General features: G+C 65.2%; 25 protein-coding genes. 17 read left to right on the top strand and 8 right to left on the bottom strand.

Annotation, left to right across the window (positions count from 1 at the left end; genetic code table 11):
* Nucleotides 1-14 precede the first annotated feature (14 nt).
* Together IE88_RS17905 and IE88_RS0113600 are read right to left on the bottom strand one after the other, a co-directional pair.
* A complete protein-coding gene (locus tag IE88_RS17905) occupies nt 15-884 on the bottom strand; it encodes a DUF924 family protein (protein ID WP_081871680.1) in 870 nt (289 codons plus the stop codon).
* Nucleotides 881-1,144: a DUF7218 family protein gene (locus tag IE88_RS0113600; protein ID WP_031555406.1), complete on the bottom strand. Its 264-nt coding sequence runs from the start codon at nt 1,142-1,144 to the stop codon at nt 881-883. Before IE88_RS0113600 ends, IE88_RS17905 begins: the two co-directional genes overlap by 4 nt.
* Before the next feature lie 148 nt (nt 1,145-1,292).
* Between IE88_RS0113600 and IE88_RS0113605 the strand changes: the two genes are divergently transcribed.
* Nucleotides 1,293-1,571 carry a DUF2312 domain-containing protein gene (locus IE88_RS0113605; protein WP_031555410.1) on the top strand — a complete coding sequence of 93 codons (279 nt, stop codon included), beginning with the start codon at nt 1,293-1,295 and terminating at the stop codon, nt 1,569-1,571.
* Between the two features lie 79 nt (nt 1,572-1,650).
* Here the strand turns inward: IE88_RS0113605 and IE88_RS0113610 are convergent, their stop codons facing one another.
* Nucleotides 1,651-2,919, bottom strand: coding sequence for a D-alanyl-D-alanine carboxypeptidase family protein (locus IE88_RS0113610; protein WP_162178351.1), 1,269 nt, complete (start codon nt 2,917-2,919; stop codon nt 1,651-1,653).
* Nucleotides 2,920-3,286: 367 nt separating this feature from the next.
* Here IE88_RS0113610 and IE88_RS0113615 point away from each other — a divergent pair, with 367 nt between their 5' ends.
* The gene (locus IE88_RS0113615; protein WP_031555415.1) at nt 3,287-3,730 is read left to right on the top strand and encodes a phasin family protein; all 444 of its coding nucleotides are present in this window, start codon (nt 3,287-3,289) and stop codon (nt 3,728-3,730) included.
* Between the two features lie 81 nt (nt 3,731-3,811).
* Here IE88_RS0113615 and IE88_RS0113620 read toward each other — a convergent pair whose 3' ends face one another.
* The 3 genes from IE88_RS0113620 to IE88_RS0113630 all read right to left on the bottom strand — a co-directional run bounded on the left by IE88_RS0113620 (nt 3,812) and on the right by IE88_RS0113630 (nt 8,119).
* Nucleotides 3,812-4,765 carry a LysR family transcriptional regulator gene (locus tag IE88_RS0113620; protein ID WP_031555418.1) on the bottom strand — a complete coding sequence of 318 codons (954 nt, stop codon included), beginning with the start codon at nt 4,763-4,765 and terminating at the stop codon, nt 3,812-3,814.
* Nucleotides 4,766-4,853: 88 nt separating this feature from the next.
* A complete protein-coding gene (locus IE88_RS0113625; protein ID WP_162178352.1) occupies nt 4,854-6,767 on the bottom strand; it encodes a PAS domain-containing sensor histidine kinase in 1,914 nt (637 codons plus the stop codon).
* Between the two features lie 416 nt (nt 6,768-7,183).
* Nucleotides 7,184-8,119 carry a hypothetical protein gene (locus IE88_RS0113630; RefSeq protein ID WP_031555423.1) on the bottom strand — a complete coding sequence of 312 codons (936 nt, stop codon included), beginning with the start codon at nt 8,117-8,119 and terminating at the stop codon, nt 7,184-7,186.
* Nucleotides 8,120-8,233: 114 nt separating this feature from the next.
* Between IE88_RS0113630 and IE88_RS17540 the strand changes: the two genes are divergently transcribed.
* The 13 genes from IE88_RS17540 to IE88_RS0113695 all read left to right on the top strand — a co-directional run bounded on the left by IE88_RS17540 (nt 8,234) and on the right by IE88_RS0113695 (nt 18,561).
* Nucleotides 8,234-8,626, top strand: coding sequence for a DUF1499 domain-containing protein (locus tag IE88_RS17540; protein ID WP_031555427.1), 393 nt, complete (start codon nt 8,234-8,236; stop codon nt 8,624-8,626).
* Between the two features lie 169 nt (nt 8,627-8,795).
* A complete protein-coding gene (gene clpS / locus IE88_RS0113640) occupies nt 8,796-9,119 on the top strand; it encodes an ATP-dependent Clp protease adapter ClpS (protein ID WP_031555429.1) in 324 nt (107 codons plus the stop codon).
* A 4-nt stretch (nt 9,120-9,123) separates the two neighbouring features.
* Entirely contained in the window at nt 9,124-11,439 is a 2,316-nt protein-coding gene (gene clpA / locus IE88_RS0113645) for an ATP-dependent Clp protease ATP-binding subunit ClpA (protein WP_031555432.1), read from the top strand.
* Nucleotides 11,440-11,638: 199 nt separating this feature from the next.
* Nucleotides 11,639-12,601, top strand: coding sequence for a DUF2971 domain-containing protein (locus IE88_RS18230; RefSeq protein ID WP_156032607.1), 963 nt, complete (start codon nt 11,639-11,641; stop codon nt 12,599-12,601).
* 90 nt (nt 12,602-12,691) lie between these two features.
* Nucleotides 12,692-13,258, top strand: a complete 567-nt coding sequence (locus IE88_RS17545; protein WP_272945612.1) for a DUF3833 family protein — start codon at nt 12,692-12,694, stop codon at nt 13,256-13,258.
* A gap of 157 nt (nt 13,259-13,415) precedes the next feature.
* Nucleotides 13,416-13,886, top strand: a complete 471-nt coding sequence (locus IE88_RS0113655) for an REP-associated tyrosine transposase (RefSeq protein ID WP_036767339.1) — start codon at nt 13,416-13,418, stop codon at nt 13,884-13,886.
* 252 nt (nt 13,887-14,138) lie between these two features.
* Nucleotides 14,139-14,528 carry a hypothetical protein gene (locus tag IE88_RS18235; protein WP_162178353.1) on the top strand — a complete coding sequence of 130 codons (390 nt, stop codon included), beginning with the start codon at nt 14,139-14,141 and terminating at the stop codon, nt 14,526-14,528.
* A 412-nt stretch (nt 14,529-14,940) separates the two neighbouring features.
* Complete coding sequence (locus IE88_RS0113670) at nt 14,941-15,591, top strand: PEP-CTERM sorting domain-containing protein (protein ID WP_156032609.1); 651 nt, start codon at nt 14,941-14,943, stop codon at nt 15,589-15,591.
* Nucleotides 15,592-15,967: 376 nt separating this feature from the next.
* Nucleotides 15,968-16,213, top strand: a complete 246-nt coding sequence (locus IE88_RS18240) for a hypothetical protein (RefSeq protein WP_156032610.1) — start codon at nt 15,968-15,970, stop codon at nt 16,211-16,213.
* Between the two features lie 101 nt (nt 16,214-16,314).
* Nucleotides 16,315-17,073, top strand: coding sequence for a hypothetical protein (locus IE88_RS0113680; protein WP_051882257.1), 759 nt, complete (start codon nt 16,315-16,317; stop codon nt 17,071-17,073).
* 60 nt (nt 17,074-17,133) lie between these two features.
* Complete coding sequence (gene gloA / locus IE88_RS0113685; RefSeq protein WP_202900511.1) at nt 17,134-17,643, top strand: lactoylglutathione lyase; 510 nt, start codon at nt 17,134-17,136, stop codon at nt 17,641-17,643.
* Nucleotides 17,644-17,651: 8 nt separating this feature from the next.
* Nucleotides 17,652-18,113, top strand: a complete 462-nt coding sequence (locus tag IE88_RS17550) for a GIY-YIG nuclease family protein (RefSeq protein ID WP_051882261.1) — start codon at nt 17,652-17,654, stop codon at nt 18,111-18,113.
* Between the two features lie 127 nt (nt 18,114-18,240).
* The gene (locus IE88_RS0113695; protein WP_031555460.1) at nt 18,241-18,561 is read left to right on the top strand and encodes a hypothetical protein; all 321 of its coding nucleotides are present in this window, start codon (nt 18,241-18,243) and stop codon (nt 18,559-18,561) included.
* Between the two features lie 7 nt (nt 18,562-18,568).
* Here IE88_RS0113695 and IE88_RS17555 read toward each other — a convergent pair whose 3' ends face one another.
* Nucleotides 18,569-18,979, bottom strand: coding sequence for an ion channel (locus IE88_RS17555; protein ID WP_051882262.1), 411 nt, complete (start codon nt 18,977-18,979; stop codon nt 18,569-18,571).
* 71 nt (nt 18,980-19,050) lie between these two features.
* Between IE88_RS17555 and IE88_RS17560 the strand changes: the two genes are divergently transcribed.
* Together IE88_RS17560 and recG are read left to right on the top strand one after the other, a co-directional pair.
* Nucleotides 19,051-19,470 carry a hypothetical protein gene (locus tag IE88_RS17560; protein WP_051882265.1) on the top strand — a complete coding sequence of 140 codons (420 nt, stop codon included), beginning with the start codon at nt 19,051-19,053 and terminating at the stop codon, nt 19,468-19,470.
* Nucleotides 19,471-19,515: 45 nt separating this feature from the next.
* A complete protein-coding gene (gene recG, locus IE88_RS0113710) occupies nt 19,516-21,615 on the top strand; it encodes an ATP-dependent DNA helicase RecG (RefSeq protein ID WP_031555469.1) in 2,100 nt (699 codons plus the stop codon).
* 172 nt (nt 21,616-21,787) lie between these two features.
* On the opposite strand, the gene IE88_RS0113715 is transcribed toward recG, so the two are convergent.
* A complete protein-coding gene (locus tag IE88_RS0113715; protein ID WP_051882266.1) occupies nt 21,788-22,552 on the bottom strand; it encodes a DUF502 domain-containing protein in 765 nt (254 codons plus the stop codon).
* Between the last annotated feature and the right edge of the window lie 9 nt (nt 22,553-22,561).

Here is a 22,561-nt window from a genome sequence, read left to right on the forward strand (position 1 = left end):
CAGCGGAGCGGTGATCACCGCCCGAGCGCTGCGTCGCGCCCGCGAAAGCGGCCATGGCGGTGGATCTCCTCGCGGTGGCCGAGCGCGAAGGCGACGTTCGGCGCGCCGGGCAGCCGCTCGGTGTAAAGCCGGACCGAGCGGTTCTGATCCTGCAGGTCCTCCGAATGCATGAAGGGCAGATAGACGAAGGCCCGCCGCTCCGGCGGTTCGGCCAGGTCGAAGCCCCGCCCGATGGCATGGTCGGCGATGTGCCGCGCCTTCTCGTCATTCTCGAAGGCCCTGGCGCTGCCCCGGTGCAGGTTCCGTGAGAACTGGTCGAGCAGGATCAGGAGGGCGAGCGAGCCGGTGGGGCTGCGCATCCACTCATCGTGCCGGCCTCGCGCTGCGGTGTCCTGCAGGCCGCCGAAACGCTCGGCGATCCGCCTGTCGAGAGCCTCGTCCTTCGCGAAATGCTTCTTCGCCGGCACCTCGTCGAACCAGAAACGCAGGACATCCTCCGCTTCGGGCGCTGGCGCGGGCAGGTCTTCCATGCCGGTCTCCGCCGCGTCCGGATAGAAGGCGACATGTCCCGCAATGGCGCTCACGGCGGGAAATGGGTCGTAATAGGTCCAGGCCCGGTCCGGCTCGTCCAGCACCGCGTCATAGGCCGCGCGCCCCTTGAACGGGCACCAGGTCTCATGCGCAGTGGGGGTCAGGGCGGACGGGTCCACGTTCCGTCGCGGAAAATAGGTCACGGGCGCGAGGTCGGCCTCGCGCAGGCATATGGCGTTCGTGCTGGCCGCCAGGAGGCGGCCCGACGGCGCGGTCGCGTTGGCGAGCCCCGCCAGCCGCTGCGTGGAGATCGGGTGATCGGGCCCCGGCTCCTTGTGCGGTCCCGTCTTCACGAGTTCCGCAACGCCTCGATCAGCTCGTCCTTGGACATGTCGCTCCGCCCCTCGATGCCGACCTCCTTGGCGCGCTCATAGAGCTCCTCCTTGGTGCGGTCCTCATATTGCTGCGCGTGGCCGCCCTTTTCCGAAGGGTGCTGGTCGGGGTTCGCCCTGGCATTGGCGACGCGCGCGGCCTTCTGTTTCGAAGCGCCCTGATCGCGCAGCGCCTCATAGGTCTCGTCGTCCTTGATCTGCGGACCGTGGTTCTTGGTCATCGGATCCTCCTTGGTGGACGTCCGCACGAACAGGCCGCGAAGGGCGGGCGTTCCCCGGTTAACCAGTTGGGGAAAAGCAAAGCTTGCTCCGGACGCTCCGGACCAGTCGAATCTGCCGGAACCTTGCAACTTTCGGAAAAGGCGGACCATGGCGGACGGCGCACAGAGCTTCGAGGATCTCGCAAACCAGGCGGGAGGGGTGGCAGCCGGCGAGCTGCGCCAGTTCATCGAGCGGATCGAACGGCTCGAAGAGGACAAGAAGGCGATCATGGAGGACATCAAGGAGGTCTATGCCGAGGCCAAGGGCACCGGCTTCGACACCAAGGTGATGCGCCAGATCGTGCGGCTGAGAAAGATGAACCATGCCGACCGGCAGGAGCAGGAAGCCCTTCTCGAGCTTTATCTGAGCGCGCTCGGCGAAGGCTGAACCGCCGCGCCGCTTAAATGAAAAAGGCCCCGGCGGTATTCCCGCCGGGGCTTTTTTTCGGACCGGGACCTGTTCCGGCTCAGTTCGTCATGCGCAGCGGCAGGCAGTCATCGCCGTTCCGCTCCAGGCGCTCGCAGGTCGTCTGCGCCTCATAGGCGTTGAGATTGGTGAAGCGGGCGCGCCAGACCTCGCGGCGGCCGCGGCGCGACACGTTCACCTCGCGCTCCGCCACCGGGACATTGGCGAGGATGCCGTCCTGCAGCGTTTCAATACGGCCGACGGCCTGCATTTTCCGGTGATAGGCGCCGACCTGCACCGCCCAGTCGCGCACATCGCCGGACTCGGCGTCGCCTTCGCCATAGACCGCCTCGTCGACCGCGCGATTGTCATTGGCGACGGAGGAGATGGCGACCTTCAGGCTTTCGAGGTTGAGGTCCGCCGCGACCGAAGGCGCAACGGCCGGCTGTGGCATGGTCTCGGTCGGCACGGTGTTCGCGGCGATCATGACGGGCTGGGCGACGGTGCCGGGCTTCAGGCGCGGCTGCGGCGCGGCCAGCAGGATCGGGTTGATCAGGTCGGGCTTGCGCTTGATCTCGACGAAGGCGGTATTGAGGATGTCCTTCATATGCCGGTCGCGCGTCGCCGAGCTGCGGCCGCCGAGGACGATGCCGATGAGGCGGTGGCCATTGCGTTCCGCCGTGGTCGACAGGTTGTAGCCCGAGGCCCGCGTATAGCCGGTCTTCATGCCGTCCGCGTCTTCCATGCTGAGCATGACGCGGTTGTGCGAGCGGTAGGTGCGGCCGTTCCAGTCGAACGAGACCTGCTGGAAATAGTGGAAGTGCTGGGGGAAGTCCTGGATAAGGCGGCGCGACAGGATCGCCATGTCCCGCGCCGTCGTCTTCTGCGCCGAATTCGGCAGGCCGGACGCATTGCGGAAGGTCGTGTCGCGCATGCCAAGCTCGCGGGCCTTGCGGGTCATCAGGACGGCGAACTCGCTCTCGGTTCCGCCGAGCCCTTCGGCGACGACCGTGGCGACGTCATTGGCGGATTTGATGACCAGCGCCTCGATCGCCGTCTCGACCTCGATCTTGGAGCCGCGGGCCAGACCGAGCTTCGAGGCGGGCTGGAGCGAGGCGCGCTTGGAGACCCTGAAGTCGTCGTCGAGAGCGATCTCGCCGCGTTCGATGGCTTCGAACAGCAGGTAGACGGTCATCATCTTGGTCAGCGAAGCGGGATAGCGCTGCTCGTTCGAGTAGCGATCGAAGAGGACGTCACCGGTGTCGGCATGGATGACCAGCGCCGCATATTTCGGATTCGCGTGCGCGGTCGCCGGAGCAAGAACTGCCAACGCCGCGATCGCGGAGAGAAGAAGAATTCGAAAAATGCCCTGACCGACCATGAAACACCCTGCTGCCCGAATTACGCCCCAATTCCCGTCCTACGGTAACAGGAGCGTGTGCACACCTGTAAATCCTTTCATCCGCGCTACCGGTCGAGGGTCAAGAAAGGGTTAAGACCCCTTAACGGACACGCGGACCCTGTCGGAGCAGGGCTCGTGCCACTCGCCGCGGAGGCGATCATGTTGCACTGCACAAACAACCTTGACGAGCCGCCCCGTCTTTGCCATTTGTGCAGCGCAGCATCAGGCTTTCCTGCTGCGATCACCTCGATCGCGGCCGACACCCCTGACGATGCTGAGCAACGGGAGAGTCCGAATGAGCACCACGCGTAAGACCGCCAACAAAGCCGCGGATGCGGCGAAGGACGCCACCGAAGAGGCCACCGCCTCTCTCAATGACGGCGTCGAACGCATGACGCTTGGCATGTCCAAGATGGGATCGATGGGACAGGAGAACGTTGAGGCGTTCATGGCTTCCGCATCCACCTTCGCCAAAGGCATGGAGCGCATCGCGCAGGAGAACGTCGAGTTCTTCAAGTCGCAGGTCGAGAGCAGCAGCGACCGCATGCAGAGCCTGTCCAAGGCGCGTACCCCGCAGGAATTCTTCGAAGCGCAGTCCGAGCTTCTCCGCAGCTCGATGGAGCGTCAGATCGATCAGACCAACAAGGTCTCCGACATGATGATCTCGACCGCGCGCGACGCAGCGCAGCCTCTTTCCAAGCGCTACAGCGCCATGATCGAGGCGATGCAGCAGCGCTGAGCGCAGGCCATCTCCGAGTGCTGAAACCGCCCCGCCGGCATTCCCGGCGGGGTGGTTTCGTTTCGGCCGCGAGGATCTCGATCAGTCGCCCGAAAGGCGCGGCCCCGGCAGGGCCTGAAGCGCCGCGACCAGATGTTCGCGCAGCCAGCGATGGCGCGGGTCGACGGTCCAGTTCGGGTGCCAGCCCATCAGCATGGAGAAGCCCGGCACCTCGATGGGCGGGGCGAAGGCGACGAGACCGTCCGGGACGGCCGTGATGGCCGAGGCGGGCGCCGTCAGCACGCCCATGCCCTGACGGGCCAGCGCCAGCCCAGCGAGAAAGCTTTCGGTACGGAAGATCACGCGCCGCTCCAGCCCCCGCTCGGCGAGGAGCGCGTCAATCCCGCCGAGCGCGGCCCCCGCCGGATTGGTGACGATGTGATCGGCGGCAAGATAGTCCGCGAGCGTTCTTTTCCGCGCCGCGAGCGGGTGATCCCGCCCGACCGCGCAGAGATAGGTCTCGTTCGACACGTGGCGCTGGACGAACTGCTCGACATCCAGGCCCGGAGGAAGATCGAGCAGCTTCGTCTCCGGCAGAAGGACGAGATCGACCGCGCCCGAGACGAGATCCTGCGCGACGGGAAAGTCGAGGGTCACGACATCGAGCTGAAGCGCCGGCGCGAGCGGGCGGATCGCCGCATCCCACGCCCGGCCCGCCAGCACCGCCCAGCTATCCGGGGCCGCGATGCGCAGTCTGCCTTGCGCGGTTGCGGGCTCGAAGCTGGCGGCGGTCTGAAAGACCTCCCGCATTTCCTGAACGATCCGAGCGACGGCGGGCTGGATGCGCTCCGCCTTCGGCGTCGTCCGCATGATCCGGCCGGACTTGACCAGAAGCGGGTCGTGAAGCGTTTCGCGCAGCCGCTTCAGGCTGTGGCTGACGGCGGGCTGCGAAACCCCGAGGCGCTCGGCGGCCCGCGACACGCTCTGCTCGGTCAGGAGCCAGTGCAGGGTCAGGACGAGATTCAGATCCAGATGTTCGAGCCGAAGCTCAGACATGAATGGCCTGCATGTTGAGCGCTCGAAACATCGAAGAAAACTATGGCGCGCGCCGGTAATGAGCAAGTGCTGTCGGCAGCGGCAGCCCTTAGCGCTGCTGGACCTCAGCGAGGGGGGCCCGGATTCCTACCCTCAGGCCCTGCTCGTCGTAGTCCAGCGTGACGTCGCCCGATCCGGTCAATCCCATGCGGATGAGCCGCGACCCGAAACCGCTCCGGGTCGGCGCAGCAGCGGGCGGTCCGCCCCGCTCGGTCCAGCCGATCTCGAGAACGTCTTCAACGCCTTCGGCCCGGACCGTCCACGCGACCGTCACCACTCCTTCCGGAACGCTCAAAGCGCCGTATTTGGCCGCGTTGGTCGCGAGCTCATGGAGGAGCAGCGACAATGACATCGCCGTTCGGGAGCTGACATCGAGATCCGGGCCCGAAAACGACACCCGCCCGATCGCGAAGGTCGCGAGCGCGTTCTCTGCCACCTCCCGCAATCCTGCTGCGGACCAATTCCGCGTCAGCAGCACCTCGTTCGCGGACGAAAGCGCCCTGAGGCGGCTGCCGAAATCCTCGACGACGCTCGGCTCGGTCTTGCCGGCCAGCGTCTGCATCGCGACCGCCTGCACCACGCTCAGCGTGTTCTTGATCCGGTGCGACAGCTCGCCATTGAGCACTTCCTGTTGCTCGACGGCGCGAAGGCGTTCGACGCCCATGCGAACCCGGTAGGCGGCGTCGCGGATGAACTGCAATTCCTCGGCACCCCACGCCCGCGGCTGGGTTGAACCCACGTAGAACAGGGCGACCAGAGCACCGCGCTCGAACACCGGCATGTTCACGAAGGCTCGCGCGCTGCGCGCTTCGAGCGCGGCGGCATGCTCTTGTGTCCGCTCGTCGGTGCGGCAATCGTCCACCGCGACCGTCCGGCCGTCCTTGAGGTCGTCGACATAGGAGCCGAAGTCCCGGAAGTTCAGCGTCCCGGCGAGTGCCTCCGCACCGTCCGCGACCCAGTCCTCTTCCACGGTGATCGTCTCGGCGTCGAGGTCCACAGTGCCGTAGCCGACTCGCTCGACGCCGAGCGCTTCGCCGAGGACGGCGCTCGCCGCGAGAGTCATTCCCTCGGCGGTGGCCTCGTCCCTCAGCCGATCGGTCAGCGCGAGCATCGCCGCCTGCCGCCGCTCGCGCCAGACCCGGCCGGTGACCTCGCTGAAGATGGCCGTGAACCGATCGCCCCCGGCGTGCTGCACGGTCCCGTCATACCAGCGGCCGAGGGTTCCGACCTGGCGCGTGAAGCGGGCAGGCTCGCCGCGCTCCACCGCGTCGGCGAAGTCGGAGACCCAATCGTCTTCGATACCGGGAAAGACCTCCCGTATCGTCCGGCCGACGGCGAGGCCGCGTTCCACGCCGACCAGGTCGTACCACGCCTCGTTGACCTCCTCGTAGCGCCAGTCGACCGCCCTGCCGGTTTCGTCCCGCACGAGCTCGCCGAGGATGAACCCCTCTTTCAGCGTCTCGAACATGGTGCGCCACTTCGCTTCGCTCGCGCGCAGCTCTTCCGTCGCCTCGTCCCGCTCGCGCTCGGCCAGCACCTGGCTCGTCGTCTCCAGCGTGACGTTGAGCAGGCCCGCGACCGCTCCCTGCTCGTCCCGGATGGGGGAGTAGGAGAAGCTCCACCAGGTTTCTTCCGGATAGCCGTTGCGCGTCATCACCAGCGGCATGTCGCGGAAGGTCGACGTCTTGCCATCGAAGGTGGCCTCGACCAGCGGCTCGATCTCTTCCCATATTTCGGGCCAGGCCGCCTCGAACGTCACCCCGAACGCCTCAGGATGACGCGCCCCCAGGATCGGAACATAAGCGTCGTTGTAGAGGAATGTCCGATCCGTCCCCCAGGCGAGGCACATGGCATGGCCGGAGGCGAGCATGATATCGACGGCGGTTCTCAGGCTCTGCGGCCAGTCCGCGCGCGATCCGAGCGGAGTCGCCCTCCAGTCGTGAGAGCGGAGCACCTCTGCCATCTTCGGCATTTCCGGAGGTTGAGACCCATCAGCCATGATCGCTCGCCGCCGCCCCCTGCGCATGAACCGGTGCGAGCGTCGTAGCAGCACCCCGCCGTTCCTCGGCTCCTTACCGAGCGACAGCCCTCGCGGGAAGGCCGGCAATCGACCCCTCGGCGTTCCGATTGACTGCTGGAAGCTGATGAGGCCCCGTCGGCTCCGGTTTCTCTATCGCTTTACGCCTCGCTACAGGATCGGAACGCGCGCTGCCTGTTGGCCACGCCATCTGAAACGGCAGGCCTTCCTTGGCGTCTTTCAAAATGATCCGCCGCGCCTGCCGCTGAGCGGCGCCCGAGATGAAGAAAGCCCGCCGACGTGAAGCCGGCGGGCGAGCTATTGTGTTGCAGACTGAACGATCTGCGAATTGGCGTCGGCGATTACATGTTCTCGTCGAGCATGTCCTCTTCGCCGACCTTGACGGCGTCGCTGGTGCGCTCGGCGGTCCAGTCCATCGTGCTGCCGTCGCCGCCTTGCGCCGCGACCACGCCATTGTCGATCTGGCCGTCTTCGAACGTCCCGGTGAAGGTCATCAGCTCATCTTCGCCGTTCATCATGACGGGCGCGTCGAACTGGAAGTTCCGGCCGGTCACGGCGACTTCGATCGGCTCGCCGCCGAACGTGCCGACAGCCGTGTCGCCTTCGCCCTGGATATAGAGCGTCTTGGTCGTCTCGGTGCCGTCCGCCATCATGATGGTGGCGTCATAGGTGCCCGAGAGAAGCGCGGCTTCGGAACCGGTGACGAGATTGTCGTCGGCACCGACATAGGCGTCGGTCTGATTGGCGGTGTACTGCGTGGCGGATACGCCGTCGCTCACGGGCTCTTCGTCGCTCGACTGGCCGCTTGCATCGGACTGCGCCGTCTGCATCGGCTCATCGGCGCCCATGGACTGGCTGTCGCCAGCCGCCATCTCGGTCTCGCCGTCCTCATAGGGCGTCGTCAATTCGGCATCGGCCGTTTCGAGATCGATGTCCTCGATATCGACATCGTCGTCGTCATATTCGACGCCGCCCGTGCCATAGCCCGCTTCGGGCGTCGATTCGGCGAGGTCGTAATCGTCTTCGAGCGCCATTTCGTCGGCCGAGGCATAACCTTCCTCGTCATCGCCGGAGAGCTCGTCCTCCGAATAGGCAGAGGGGTTTTCGAGGTCGCCGACGCTGGACAGCGACAGGCCTTCGCTCTCATCGGGATCGGCCTGCTCGATGGCCTGCGTGTCCTGCGGCTCGAGCTCGGCGGTCTCGGTATCGACCTCCTGCGCTCCGCAGGCCGTGATGGCGAAGGTACTGGCGGCGGCGAGTAGAAGCTTGGTTTTCATATCTGATCCTCCTGTTTCGGTAACAACGCAGATGCGAAACCGTTCGGCCCCGCGGGTGAAAAGCTGTATGGTTGGTAAACAAGGCGCGAAGGCGACAGGTCTAGGGACTCACGGATGTTTGATTTCGACTCTACAGGGCGGCCGTCGCCTTCGCGCAGCGCGGTCTATGCCGACGCCCAAGATGGATTTCCCGATGCCGATGCGGCGGCGCTGCATTTCGACGCGCCGCCCGAAGCCGTCATCCGCGCCTGGGACCGGGTGGCCGGGCAGCATCCGCGTGTCAGCGTCACCCTGTGCGAGCCGGGGAAGGGGCGCCATGCCTGCGTCCAGCGATCGCGCGTCTTCCGGTTCCCCGACGACATCTCGGCGCGCGCGGTGCCGTCCGAAGGGGGAACGCGGCTTCTCCTGTGTTCCGCAGCGCGGATGGGGCGCCATGATTTCGGTGTGAACGCGCGGCGCCTGAAAGACTGGAGCGGCGAGCTGGCCCGCGCTCTCGGGCAGGGTTGAAGCTGGCGGGGGCGGTCCCACATTCTAGCCGATGCTTCCGACCGATCCTGCCGCCACGGCTTGCGGGATTCACTCATATCCCATGATACTCGCGTGTGGAGGCCCGGCCTCCCGCGTCGACCCGTCGCCTGTCCTGCCCGCACCGATTGTCCGAAAGTCGCCGAAGATTATGAGCACCGAACGCGAGTCCGATCCCCGCCACGGCGTAGGCACCATCACCGAGACCAAGCCGAAGGTCGCGCGGCCTTCGCTCTACAAGGTCCTGCTGCTGAACGACGACTACACGCCGCAGGAATTCGTGGTCTGGCTGCTGGAGGCGGTGTTCCAGAAGGGGCGCGAGGAAGCGACCCGCATCATGCTGCACGTTCACCAGACCGGGATCGGGGTATGCGGCGTCTATACCTATGAGGTCGCGGAGACCAAGGTTGCCCAGGTGATGGAGCTGGCTCGCCGCAACGAGCATCCGCTCCAATGCACGATGGAAAAGGAGTAATTCGATGGCCACTTTCTCTAAGGCGCTGGAGCGCTCCATCCATCGGGCCATCGGCCTCGCCACCGAGCACCGCCACGAGCTCGCGACGCTCGAACACCTCCTCTATGCCCTGACCGAGGACGGCGATGCGCGCGCGGTCCTCTCCGCCTGCTCTGTCGATGTCGGCGAGCTGCGCGAGACGCTCGAGGAATATATCGAGGACGACCTCTCCCGCCTCGTGGTCGAGGACGTGGACGAGGCCAAGCCGACCGCCGGCTTCCACCGCGTGGTCCAGCGGGCGCTCATCCATGTCGAGACCTCCGGCAGATCCGAAGTCACCGGCGCCAACATCATCGTCGCCCTCTTCGCCGAGCGCGAGAGCCATGCCGCCTATTTCCTGCAGGCGCAGGGCATGACCCGCTATGACGCGGTCAACTATATCAGCCACGGCCTGTCCAAGACCGGCACCGCCGCGCCCAAGCCCCCGCGCGGCGCGACGGAGGAGGAAGAGCACGAGGCCAAGGCCGGCCCGGAGGCGCTCGAGGCCTATACCGTCAACCTCAACGAGAAGGCCCGCACCGGCAAGATCGACCCCCTGATCGGCCGCGAGGCCGAGGTCGAGCGCGCGGTCCAGGTCCTGTGCCGCCGGCGCAAGAACAACCCGCTCTTCGTCGGCGATCCGGGCGTCGGCAAGACCGCCATCGCCGAGGGCCTCGCCAAGAAGATCGTCGAGGACGAGGTGCCCGAGGTCCTCTCCGGCGCCACGATCTACAGCCTCGACATGGGCGCGCTCCTCGCCGGTACCCGCTACCGGGGCGACTTCGAGGAGCGGCTCAAGGCCGTCCTCAAGGAGTGCGAGCAGCACGAGCACGCCATCCTCTTCATCGACGAGATCCACACCATCATCGGCGCCGGGGCGACCTCCGGCGGCGCGATGGATGCCTCGAACCTCCTCAAGCCCGCCCTCCAGCAGGGCACGCTGAAATGCATGGGCTCGACCACCTTCAAGGAATACAAGCAGCACTTCGAGAAGGACCGCGCCCTGTCGCGCAGGTTCCAGAAGATCGACGTCTCCGAACCCTCCGTCCACGACACGATCCAGATCCTCCAGGGCCTGAAACCGGCCTTCGAGGATCACCACGGCATCAAGTACACGGACGATGCGATCAAGGTCGCGGCCGAGCTGTCGGCGAAATACATGACCGACCGCAAGCTGCCCGACAAGGCGATCGACGTCATCGACGAGGCCGGCGCGCGCCAGAAGATCTACAAGCCCGAGGACCGGGTCGAGACGATCGACACCCACCAGGTCGAGGAGATCATCGCCCAGATGGCGCGCATCCCGCCCAAGACCGTGTCCAAGTCCGACACCGAGCGGCTCAAGGGCATGGACGGGGACCTCAAGCGCGTCGTCTACGGACAGGATCCGGCCATCGACCAGCTCACCGCCGCGATCAAGCTGGCGCGCGCAGGCTTGCGCGAGCCCGACAAGCCCATCGGCTCCTACCTCTTCGCCGGCCCCACCGGGGTGGGCAAGACGGAGGTGGCGAAGCAGCTCGCCAAGATGATGGGGGTCGAGCTCCTTCGCTTCGACATGTCGGAGTATATGGAGCGGCACACCGTCAGCCGCCTGATCGGCGCGCCTCCGGGCTATGTCGGCTTCGACCAGGGCGGCGGCCTCCTGACCGATTCCGTCGACCAGAACCCGCATGCGGTCGTCCTCCTCGACGAGATCGAGAAGGCGCACCCCGAGATCTTCAACATCCTGCTGCAGATCATGGACAATGGCGCCCTGACCGACAGCCACGGCAAGAAGATCGACTTCCGCAACGTGATCGTCATCATGACGACCAATGCGGGCGCGGCGGACGCGACCAAGAACGTCATCGGCTTCGGCCGGGGCAAGGCCTCGGACGAGCAGGATCAGGCCATCACGCGCCTCTTCACGCCGGAGTTCCGCAACCGCCTCGACGCGATCATCCACTTCGCGGGGCTGTCCAAGCCGATCATCGACCGCATCGTGGCCAAGTTCGTCCTCCAGCTCGAAGCGCAGCTGCAGGACCGCGACGTCACCTTCGAACTGACGGAGGCGGCGACCCGCTGGCTCTCCGAACGCGGCTTCGACGAGGAAATGGGCGCCCGCCCGCTCGCCCGCACGATCCAGGAGCACATCAAGAAGCCGATCGCCGACGAGATCCTCTTCGGCAAGCTCAAGGACGGCGGCATCGTCCGGGTCGAGGTGAAGGACGACAAGCTGGCCTTCGAGTACATCCCGGAGGGCCCCAAGCGCGAGCCGGGCGAGGGGGATGAGGAAGGTGTGGAAGAGGAGCGGGTTCGGTAGCGTGGGAAACCGGGAAGAGGTCACGCTTCACAAAGAACCGCGACAGAGCTGCAAAATTCATAAGCAACGAAGTGAAGTACCAAGATGCCCGTTCCCTGGTTGCCCAAATGGGACAGAGGCTGGGTTCATCGTTGGCAGGCCGCCGATCACAACTGACGGTGATCCCCGCTGGTACTTCGAACGGTTGAGGTGGCCAGAGGTGAATGGCCGCTATACCTATTCTTGGTGGACCACCGACAGTTTGCTTATAGGACAAGTAGAGGATGTCGTATTAGATTCTCTTCGTGCCGATCACATTGTGAATGACCACCTTATCGACCCTAATGAAAGGTTCTATCATTATACTAATGTCGATGCTTTGTTGGGTTTACTTTCAAGCAAATCTATATGGTTGTCAGACTATGGCTTTTTGAACGATTCGACAGAAGTGGCGTACGGCTACAATGTAGCATCTACAATTCTAGCAGATTTAGAGCTGCCATATTGGTCATCATCTACTGACATTAAACGCCCCGATCAACCAAACTTTGCCGAAATGGCGAGACGAGAGCAATCTTCGCTTTCGGTGCGCCCTATGATCGCTTCGTTCACTACTGAACCGGATGATCTTTCCCAATGGAGAGCATACGGAAACGTTTGTGTAGGCGTCCGAGCCCACTCGGTCGTTAACACCCTACTCAACGATGCCATGTTCTGTCCAGTTATTTACGATGAGCAGTCTCAGAGGACCGTATTTGAGAAATTTTTCAAGTTCAGAAACTTTGCATTCAATCATGATGCCGATCATTATAGCTATCGAGATATAGAGAAGCGATACTTGGACGATCAGGCCCTTTTACTCAGACTAGCAAGCATGATGAAGCATTCATCGTTCAGCCCAGAGTCGGAAATTCGAGCAGCCTATTTTCATCCGACGGGATCATATTTGGACAACGGGGAACCTATCGTACGATATAGATCAAGGAACGATCTCGTTATTCCGTATGTATCTTCGTCAGATTTAAAAAACTTTAGTCACCAAAAGGAGGTTATCGTTGAATCGATCAAAATCGGTCCCCATCCACAATCCCGTTTGTTGAAGTCAGGCATCGAAAGGATGATTGCGGATACTGGAGCTGATTATATCGCTGTTGATGTATCAGAGATACCCTACCGCCCATAATTTGGAGGCGATACGCGCGAGGAAGGACGCTATGCCCCGAAGGGCGGATTGCGCAGCCATCCGCCGATGATCGTGGAGCGATCACCCTTCATGGCTGCAAATGGGGCGCCCTTCGGCCGCCGCGTCGGATGGCCTTCGGCAGTCCGCCCTACATCCCGCCCATGCGCCTCGCCATCCTCCTCCGCGCCGCTCGCCCCGCCGCTGCCGGGGGCGCGGCCCGAGGCCATGTTCGACGGCCGCCATTGCGGACGGGGCGTGCTGGCAAAGGCGGACGGGGCGGAGCCGCGCCGCTTCGCGGTGGTGAGCGAGGGCGAGCGGGCGGGGGAGGGCCTGCGCCTCGTCCAGACCATCCGCTTCGAGGACGGCGAGACGCGTGAGCGCGTCTGGACCCTGCGGCCGGAGGGGGAGGGCGATCAGCGCTATACCGGCACGCTGACGGAGGCCTCGGGCCCCGTCCGCGCCGCCGTCTCCGGCCCGACCCTGCGCCTGACCTACCCGCTGGCAGAGCTGCCCCTCGGCCGCATGACCCAGCACCTCACCGTGCAGCCGGACGGCACCGTCACCAATACCGGCACGGTCACCCTCGCCGGCTTCCCCGTCCGCCGCCTCACCGAAAGCATCGCCCCCATGGGCGAGGAAGGATGTGCGGCACCGTAGGGCGGATTGCGAAGCCATCCGCCGATGATCGCGGAGCGATCACCCTTGATGTCCGCAAAAGGGGGCGTCCTTCGGCCGCCTTGGCGGATGGCCTTCGGCAATCCGCCCTACGGCGCTTCGTTCTTGATGTGTTCTGTTGGGCTGATATGGTCCCGCCATGCCGAACTATCGACGGATGCGCGGGAAGGGCGGGACCTTCGCCTTCACGGTGTGCCTGGCCGATCGCTCTGCGCGGACGCTGACCGATCATATCGGCCTCCTTCGCGACGCGTATGCCCGCACTGCGCAGGAGCGGCCTTTCCGCACCCGCGCGATCTGTGTCCTGCCCGATCATCTGCATGCGATCTGGACGCTGCCCGAAGGCGATACGGGCTATTCCGGCCGCTGGTCCGGCCTCAAACGCCGCTTCACCGCCGCCCTCGGCCAGTCCGTCTGGCAGCCGCGCTATTGGGAACACACGATCCGGGACGACGCTGACCTCGCGAACCACGTCAACTACATCCACCACAACCCGGTAAAGCACGGCCATGTCGCGAGGAGAGACGACTGGCCCCATTCTACCTGGCACCGGTGGAAGGCCGGATTCGGCGAGGCATGGGCCCCGCCCCCCGACGACATGCGCCTGTAGGGCGGCTGCGCCGCCGCGGCCTATGGGTGGCTCGAAAGAGGTCCGCGCGGCAGTGTCTGGCCGCCTGGTGCTGACTCTCCGCTGTGGCGCAGCCGCCTTGGCGGAACTGGCTTGCCCGTCCGCCGCCTTACCGAAGGCATCGCCCCCATGGGCATGGAAGGATGTGTGGCGCCGCGAATGCGGCGGTGCCGCTGCCCCCTGATGCCCGCCTTCTACTCACCACCAGAGGCGGAATTCTTTATAGCAATACTCTTGGTCGCCGTTCTCGGTTTCCAATCGCCGGATAGAACGCAGACTTTCGATACCGATCCGATTGTCGAACTGCTCCATCGGGAACAATACGCCCACAACCTCGACTTTCTTCCCGAAGCAGGACCTCGCACGGTGCCGGGAGCGAGCGATCTTCTGGTGTCTCGTGGGGTCTGCGACCAGAAGAGAGTCCCCGAGGAGCATTCCCCGATCATCGTAATGGCCTTCCCTCGACAGCAGGAGGACGGGGAAGAATGGATGGAGATATCCTTCTACGGAAGCAACGGAACCAACCAAACCGTCAGGGCTCTCGACCAATCGGTCGAGATCGACATCGTGTGGTTCGATGTCGGAATAGGTTCGTTCGTTGGGGTCGTTGCAGGCCAGCAATAGGCTTCCAGCCAGCAGGCCAAGAATGCAGTTACGTCCTCTGATAAGAATGTGTGGCCCTCTCTATGCCGAAATTCCGCATGAGAAGAAGACATGAAAGCGGAGAGATTGTCGATCCTCCGAAGCGGAAGGTTTCGCGTTCCGCCCGACTTATCCCCGCGCCCTCACGCCTCACCCATAGTCCCCCCTCGCGGCAGGGCCGGGGCGGTAAGGTACCGTCACCATCTCCGCCTGCCGCCGTCTCCGGCCCGACCCTCCGCCTGACCGATCCGCTGAAAGAGCTGCCCGGTAAGGCCATCACTGATCCGCCTGCATGATACAGATTGTGCAGTTCCCTGAGCAGTCGTCCCCTTGCGCCGGATTTGTCTTTTGTTAACCATGCCGCCGGTGACGTCATGTCATTGGGGAGAGTTCCATGAAGTCTGTTCGCCTTGCAATGGCGGCCGCGATGGCGGCTGCCCTACCGGTCGGCGCGACCGCCGCGCCCGTCTATCTCAATATCGACAATATCAGCGTCGAGGTCGGCCCGAATACGGGGGAGGGGTCGTCGAACAACACCTTCACCCGGGGCTTCGGCATCGAGAAGGTCATCGACGCGCCTTCTGCGGATGCGGAGGAATTCCACAATCAGACCACCCATATCTGGTACACCTTCTCCGATCCGGAGGACGGGCTTGAGCTGCTCTTCGATTTCGGAACCGAATATGACATCTCCACCCTGCATTTCTGGAATTACACCGGGGAGTCATTCGACGTCGACGAGATCTCGTTCACCTTCTTCAACCAGAATTCGGTTCAGGTCGGGGCGCTGACGGTCAATCCGGCGCTCGGCACCTCGCCGGGGATCACCGCGCAGGATCTGGTTCTCGACGCGCCGCTGAACGTACAATTCGTCGTAGCGCTCCTGACCGGGACGAATGGACAGGTCGACTTCCAGAATATCGGCTTCACCGCGGATGTCTCCGTACCCGTCGATCCCATCCCCGTTCCGGGCGCTGCCGCGATGATGGTCACCGGCCTCGCCGCAGCGGCGGCATTTCGCCGTCGCCGGACGGAGCGCGGCTGAAAGCGCCGCCTCTTGAGGGCGCGGGCGACTTATCCCCGCGCCCTCACTCCACGCCCATATTGCCACCCTCGCGGCAGGGCCGGGGCGGTGTGGTACCGTCACCATCTCCGCCTGCCGCCGTCGGTTCTGTGCGCGGGGTCCGTCCATCGGACGGCTCCCGCGGACGGCACGCCGCCTGCGAGCTCCGGAGGGGCCGGGCGGTGAGGGGCCTCGCCCTTCGAGAGCCGGCGCCGCGCGCGGGCTGGGTGTGGGACGCTCTCACGGCCTGGCAAACCTATTAGAAACCCTCCGCCGGGCCGGGCCCGCGCGCGGGCTCCCCGGACCTCAACACCGCACTCGGGGCGGCTTTCGGCGTGCGCGAAACACCGGAGGCCCCATGCCCAGATCACGCAAACCCAAAGAGACCCGCGAAGAGCGCCTCGCCCGACAAGCGGCGGAGGAGGCCGCGACCGAGGCCCTGCGCGCCCAGCTCTATGACCGCCTCGTCCTGCACGCCAAGCGCCTGGGGCTCGAAGAACTCAAGCGCCGCCTGCGCGAGCGGGGGATCAGCGACCAGCCGATAAGGCGGCCGGGCTTCGACCCCGACGCGCCCGCCCGATTTGCCTGTCACGGCAAGCCCTGAGAACGCCACAACCCAGGCGTGCCGCATGCCGGACTTGATCATGGTTAACATCGGTTTTACCCCTACTCCTGGTTGCGGGAGAGCAGCCAAGGGAGAAAATCATGTTGAAAACCAGCCTCGCGGCGCTCGGCGCCGCATGCATGCTCTATGGCGCCGCTTCGGCCGCGCCGGTCGCGGTGGACCTGTCGACATGGGCCGCCGACGGGCAGGGGACTTGGAACCTCGCCCCTGATGCTAACAGCGTCGTGCAGACGCAGAACGGCATCCCCGGCATCTTCTTCAATGGCGAAGACAGCCAGGGCCAGTCGCTGTCCGGCACGATCGAGGTGCAGCAGACCGGCGATGACGACTTCATCGGCTTCGTGCTCGGCTACAATGCCGGGGATATCGGCAGCGAGGACGTGAACTACATCCTGATCGACTGGAAACAGCGCGATCAGAGCTTCTACGGCGAGGTGGCCCCCGCCGGCCTCGCGATCAGCCGCGTGACCGGCGTCCTCGACAACGGTCCCGGCGCCTGGTGGCACGATCCGTCCGACGGGGTGGAGGAACTCGCCCGCGCGACCAATCTCGGCAGCGTCGGGTGGGAAGACAATACGGTCTACGAATTCGACCTCGTCTTCACCGACAGCCTGATCCAGGTCTTCGTGAACGACATCCTCGAGATCAGCCTCGAGGGCAGCTTCATGAACGGCAGCTTCGGCTTCTACAATTACAGCCAGGCCAATGTGCGCTACGGCGCGCTCACCCAGGCGGTGGTGGATCCGATCCCGCTGCCCGGCGCTGCGGCCTTCATGCTGACCGGCCTCGGCGCGGCGGCCTTCGGGCGCAGGCGGGCGGCGCGCAAAGCGGCCGCCTGATCCCCTCGCCACAGCGGCGCCATGCCCTTACGTCCCTTCCGGCAAAGGAAGGGACACCTCATGCGCGCAGAAGGCACCGAAGGCTTCACGCTCAACCAGACCATGCTCCGCGTGCGCGATCCGGAGGCCTCGCTCGCCTTCTACCGCGACGTCCTCGGCATGACGCTGTTCCAGCGCCTCGACTTCGAGGAGATGAAGTTCTCGCTCTATTTCCTCGCCTACCTGAAAGAGGGTGAAACCGTCCCCGAGGATCCGGCAGAACGCGCCCGCGATCTCTTCAGCCGGGAAACTACGCTGGAACTCACCCACAATTGGGGCACGGAGAAAGATCCCGAATTCGGCGGTTATCACAGCGGAAACGAGGACCCTCGCGGCTTCGGGCATATCGGGATTTCCGTGCCGGATGTCGAAGCGGCCTGCGCCCGCTTCGAGACGCTCGGCGTCACCTTCCGCAAGCGCCCGCAGGACGGCAAGATGAAGTCCATCGCCTTCATAGAGGACCCCGACGGCTACTGGATCGAGATCCTCTCGCCCACCGGCATGACCGGCGCGGTCACAGGGCAGGGCTGAACGCGGGCATGGCCATTCCCCGCGAGCTCGAAACCATCCTCCGCCGCGATGCGGAGGAACCCAAGCCGAAGACCCGCGCGCCGCGGCCGGGCTGGATCTACCTCATCGCGAACGATTCCATGCCCGGCCTCGTCAAGATCGGCCTCACCACACGCTCGGTCGAGGAGCGGCTCGCCGAGCTTGACACGACCGGCGTCGCCACGCCTTTCCGCGTGGTGGACCAGTGGCTCACTCCCGACGTCCGGGGCGACGAGGCGAAGGCGCACAGGCACCTTTCGCGCCACAGGGTGCGGGAGGGGCGGGAGTTCTTCGCTCTCCCCGCCGACGAGGCCCGTGCTAAACTGGCCGAGCTCTTCGAAGACAATCCGAGGCTCCGCCCGCATCGGGGCGTGAGGATCACCTTCTGGGGCGGGTTCTGGATCGCGATCGCGGTGCTGGTTCTGGTCGAGGCGCTGATCGGGACTTTCTGAGCGGAAGCGGGTACGGCCTCGGCGTTCACTCTGCGTTTACCATCCCCTTGCTGCTCTTCACCAGTTTTCCACAGAATTGAGGAAAACCTCCGGGAGGGAAGGGCTCCACCCCTCGAGGAGAGAAGACATGCAGATCGGATCGCTTCCGGCATTCGCCCCGCAGACAGCCGCCGCCCAGGCTGTGTCAGCGCAGGCTGCGCACCATCCGGCGCCGCAGACGGCTGAAGGGGGAATGACGCCATCGGTAGTGCCACCTCTCCACCAGCCCCGGCCCGAGGCCCAGCCCTCCGGCTTCGCCGAACTGTTCAGGCCCGACCCGCTGAACGCCGACCACTATGCCGATTACGGCCCCTTGGCGGCTCTCTTCCTGCCTGCGACAGCCGATCCGGTCCTCCGGGAGCAGCGGGCTTATCTGATGTCGGTGCTCTATCCGCAAGGAGCGCCCTGAGCGCCGTTCAGCTCACCTTCTTCTGCGCTGCCGTGAAGAAGACCGATGCCGACATCGACGTCACGATGAAGCCGTTCGAGGCTTCCACCGCCGAAATCAGGCGCAGATCACCCGACGGCACGATGGTGCCCAGGCCGAGCGTCGTGAAATTGACGACGGAATGGATGAAGAGGTCGGTCCCGCTCACCGGCTCCAGCGGCTGGAATTCGCCTATCCCCGCTGCAAGGCCCAGGGCGTATGCAAAGGCATAGGCGGTCACATAGCTCAGATGCAGGCCGACCATCGCGACCAGCGCGAGAAGGAAGTTCTGCAGGTCGCCTTCCTTGGCCCTCCGCAGCGTCACATGCCGCATGGCGAGGTAATGCACGGTGATCGTGCCGAAGAGGAGGACGAGGACGAGCAGGACGGCGAGCAGCATGAGGCCTCATTCGGTCGACGGACGTCGGAGTGAGCTGTATCATTTCGAAGGGAAGACAAGGGGAGGTGGCCATGCAGCGGCCGGGCATCTGGTTCTGGATCGTCGGCGGGCTCGCCGTTCTCTGGAATGGCTTCGGGCTCTACGACATGCTGATGACCGTGACCGCGGATGAAGCCTATCTGGCCGAGTTCACAGAGGAGCAGGTGGCTTACTGGGTCGAGCTGCCCGCCTGGCGCTTCGTTCTGTGGGCCGGCGGGGCGGGCCTTGCGCTTCTGGGCTCGCTCCTCTTCCTCCTGCGCCGCGCTGCCGCGGTGCCGCTCCTTGCGGTGGCGCCGATCGCCATGGTCATAGGGCTCATCGCCGACGGCATTGGCGGCGGTCTCGCGATCTACGGCATTGGCTGGGTCGCAGCGTCGCTGGTCGTTCTCGGCATCGCTATCTTCTTTGTCTGGTACGCCGCCCGCCAGCGGCATTTGGGCATCCTTCGCTAGCCGACGGCGTTCCCGCCCGGCCGCGCTTGGGCTAGGAAGAGCCTGATGCGTCCCAGCCTCCTCAACCCGCTCTTCGCCGACGTGACGACGCTTCCCGGCATCGGGCCGAAGCTTGCCGCCTTGATCGGCAAGGTGGCGGGGCCGCGCGTGGTGGACCTCGCCTTCACCCTGCCGACCGGCATCGTCGACCGCTCCTACCGGCCTACGATCGCAGAAGCGCTCGAAGACAGGCTGGCGACGATCACCCTGCGCGTCGACCGCCACGAGCCGCCGCCGCCGGGAAAGCCGAACGTGCCCTGGCGCGTGCTGTGTTCGGATGAAACGGGGTTCCTCACGCTCGTCTTCTTCAGGCCCCGGGCGGACTGGCTGCGCCAGCAGCTGCCCGAGGGCGAGGTCAGGATCGTCAGCGGACGCATCGAGCGCTACGGCTCGGCGCTGCAGATGGCGCATCCCGACCTGATCGCGGAGGCCGGGCAAGATGACGCCCTGCCGCCGGCCGAGCCGGTCTATCCGATGACGGCCGGGCTGACCGGAAAGGTCATGCGGCGCGCCGTCTCCGCGTCGCTCGAGAAAGCGCCCGATCTGCCCGAATGGCAGAGGCCGGACCTTCTCGCGCGCCATGGCTGGCCCGGCTGGCGCGAGGCGCTCGGCAGGGTGCATCGGCCCGAAGGCCGAGAAGACCTCTCGCCGCAATCGGTCGCGCGCCAGCGAATGGCCGCCGACGAGCTCCTGTCGAACCAGCTCGCCCTCGCGCTGATCCGGCAGAGGCGGGCAGCACGGCCGGGGCGGCGTTTTTCCGGTGACGGCTCTCTGACCTCCCAGGTCCGCGAAAGCCTGCCCTTCTCTTTGACCGGGGCGCAGGAGCAGGCCCTGGCGGAAATCCTGTCCGACATGGATGCGCCTTCGCGGATGGTGCGCCTCGTTCAGGGCGATGTCGGATCCGGCAAGACGCTGGTCGGGCTTCTGGCCATGCTGACGGCCGTCGAGAGCGGCGCGCAGACCGCTCTGATGGCACCGACGGAGATCCTGGCGCGCCAGCACTATGAGACCATCCGGCCGCTCTGCGACGCGGCGAACGTCTCCTGCGAGCTCCTGACCGGCCGCGACAAGGGACAGGAGCGGATCGCGAAACGCGCGGGCGTCGCGAAGGGCTATGTGAAGGTCGTCGTCGGCACGCATGCGCTTTTCTCGGACGATGTCGCCTTCGACGATCTCGGCTTCGTCGTGGTGGACGAGCAGCACCGCTTCGGCGTTCATCAGCGTCTGGCCCTTCAGGAAAAGGGAGCGCAGGCGGATCTTCTCGTCATGACCGCGACGCCCATTCCCCGCACGCTGGCGCTGACTTCCTATGGCGACATGGAGGTCAGTCAGATCACGGAAAAACCGCCGGGCCGGAAGCCGGTCGACACGCGCGCCGTGCCGCTGCAGAAGCTCGACAGGGTCGTGGAGGCTGTCGGCAGAGCGGTCGCGCGCGGCGAGCAGGCCTATTGGGTCTGCCCGCTGGTCGAGGCGAACGACCTCCTCGATCAGACCGCCGCCGAAGAGCGCTACGAAGCGCTCGCGGCCCGCTTCGGCGCGCAGGTCGGCCTCGTCCATGGCAAGATGAAGGGGCCGCAGAAGGATGCGGTCGTCGAAGCGTTCTATCGCGGTGAGATCAAGATCCTCGTGGCGACGACCGTGATCGAAGTGGGGGTCAATGCTCCGGATGCGACGATCATCGTGATCGAGCATGCCGAGCGGTTCGGCCTCGCCCAGCTCCACCAGCTGCGGGGGCGGGTGGGCCGGGGCGACAAGCCCGCCACCTGCATCCTGCTCTACAAGGCCGGCGAGAACGGCAAGCTGGGCGAGACGGCGAAGGCGCGGCTGAACGTGCTGCGGGAGACGGAGGACGGCTTCCTGATCGCAGAACAGGACCTCGCCCTGCGCGGGGCAGGTGACGCGCTCGGCACGGCGCAGTCGGGATTTCCCCGTTTCCGCGTGGCGGACATGCAGGAACATGCCGCGCTGCTCGAAGCGGCGCGGGACGACGCCAGCTACATCGTCGAGACGGACCCGCAGCTCGCCGGGGAGCGGGGGCAGGCGCTGCGCGTGCTGCTCTACCTCTTCAGCCGGGACGACGCGGTCAAGCTCCTCCATTCGGGATGACCGGGCAGGGGGCGGACAGCGCGTCCCGCTCGCCTCTAAAATCCCTAGAGAGGGAAGGCGGCTCCTCCACATCACCGATCAAGCGCCCGCTCTGCCTACCCGTCCCTGCGATCATAGGCAGGCATGGCCTTGCGCGGATAAGTCCGGGAGAGCAGCTTCTGCGCGGAGGAGTTCAGCGTGGGGGAGAAACCGGCGCGGCGCTCGCCCGTCGCCCGCGGCCCGCCGCCGGGGCGCCGGGAACCCTGTCCGCCACCGGAATGTAGTCGGGGGCGACGAGGCCGGCGGAGAAGATCATCTTGGCGCCGTCCTCGACCGACATCTCGAGGATGCGGAGGTCCGAGCGCTTGGCGAGGATGAGGAAGCCGGAGGTCGGGTTCGGCGTCGTCGGCACGAAGACATTGGTCATGTCGTCCGCCACATCGCCCAGGACATGCGCCGCCTCCCCCTTGGTGCGGGTGACGACGAAGCAGAGCGTCCAGACGCCGGGACGCGGATACTCGATCAGCGCGACCTCCTGGAAGGACTGCTCCGACTGCTGAAGTGCCATCTCGAAGACGTTCTTGAAGAAACCGTACAGGCTGCGCACCACCGGCATGGCGTCGAGCAGCTTCTCTCCGAGATCGATGAACCAGCGGCCGATGAAGTTCTTCGCCATGATCCCGACCAGGATCAGGAGAACGATGGCGACGAGCACACCGAGGCCAGGAATATAGAAGTCCGCCCAGGCCGGTGGCAGCCATGCATCGGGGATGACGCCCTGAACGAAGTCGTCGAGCCGGGCGAGCGGCCCGGTGACCAGCCAGTAGATCAGCGCGATGGTGATCAGGATCGGCGCCGAGATGACGACGCCGGTCAGGAAGTTGTTGCGAAGCGACGCGATCGGCCCCTGCGGCTGCAGGACCTTCTTGGGGTCGGGCACGTCCTTGTTCTTCGCCACCGCGGAATC

The organism is Parvularcula oceani (assembly GCF_000733125.1).
Lineage (GTDB): Bacteria > Pseudomonadota > Alphaproteobacteria > Caulobacterales > Parvularculaceae > Parvularcula > Parvularcula oceani.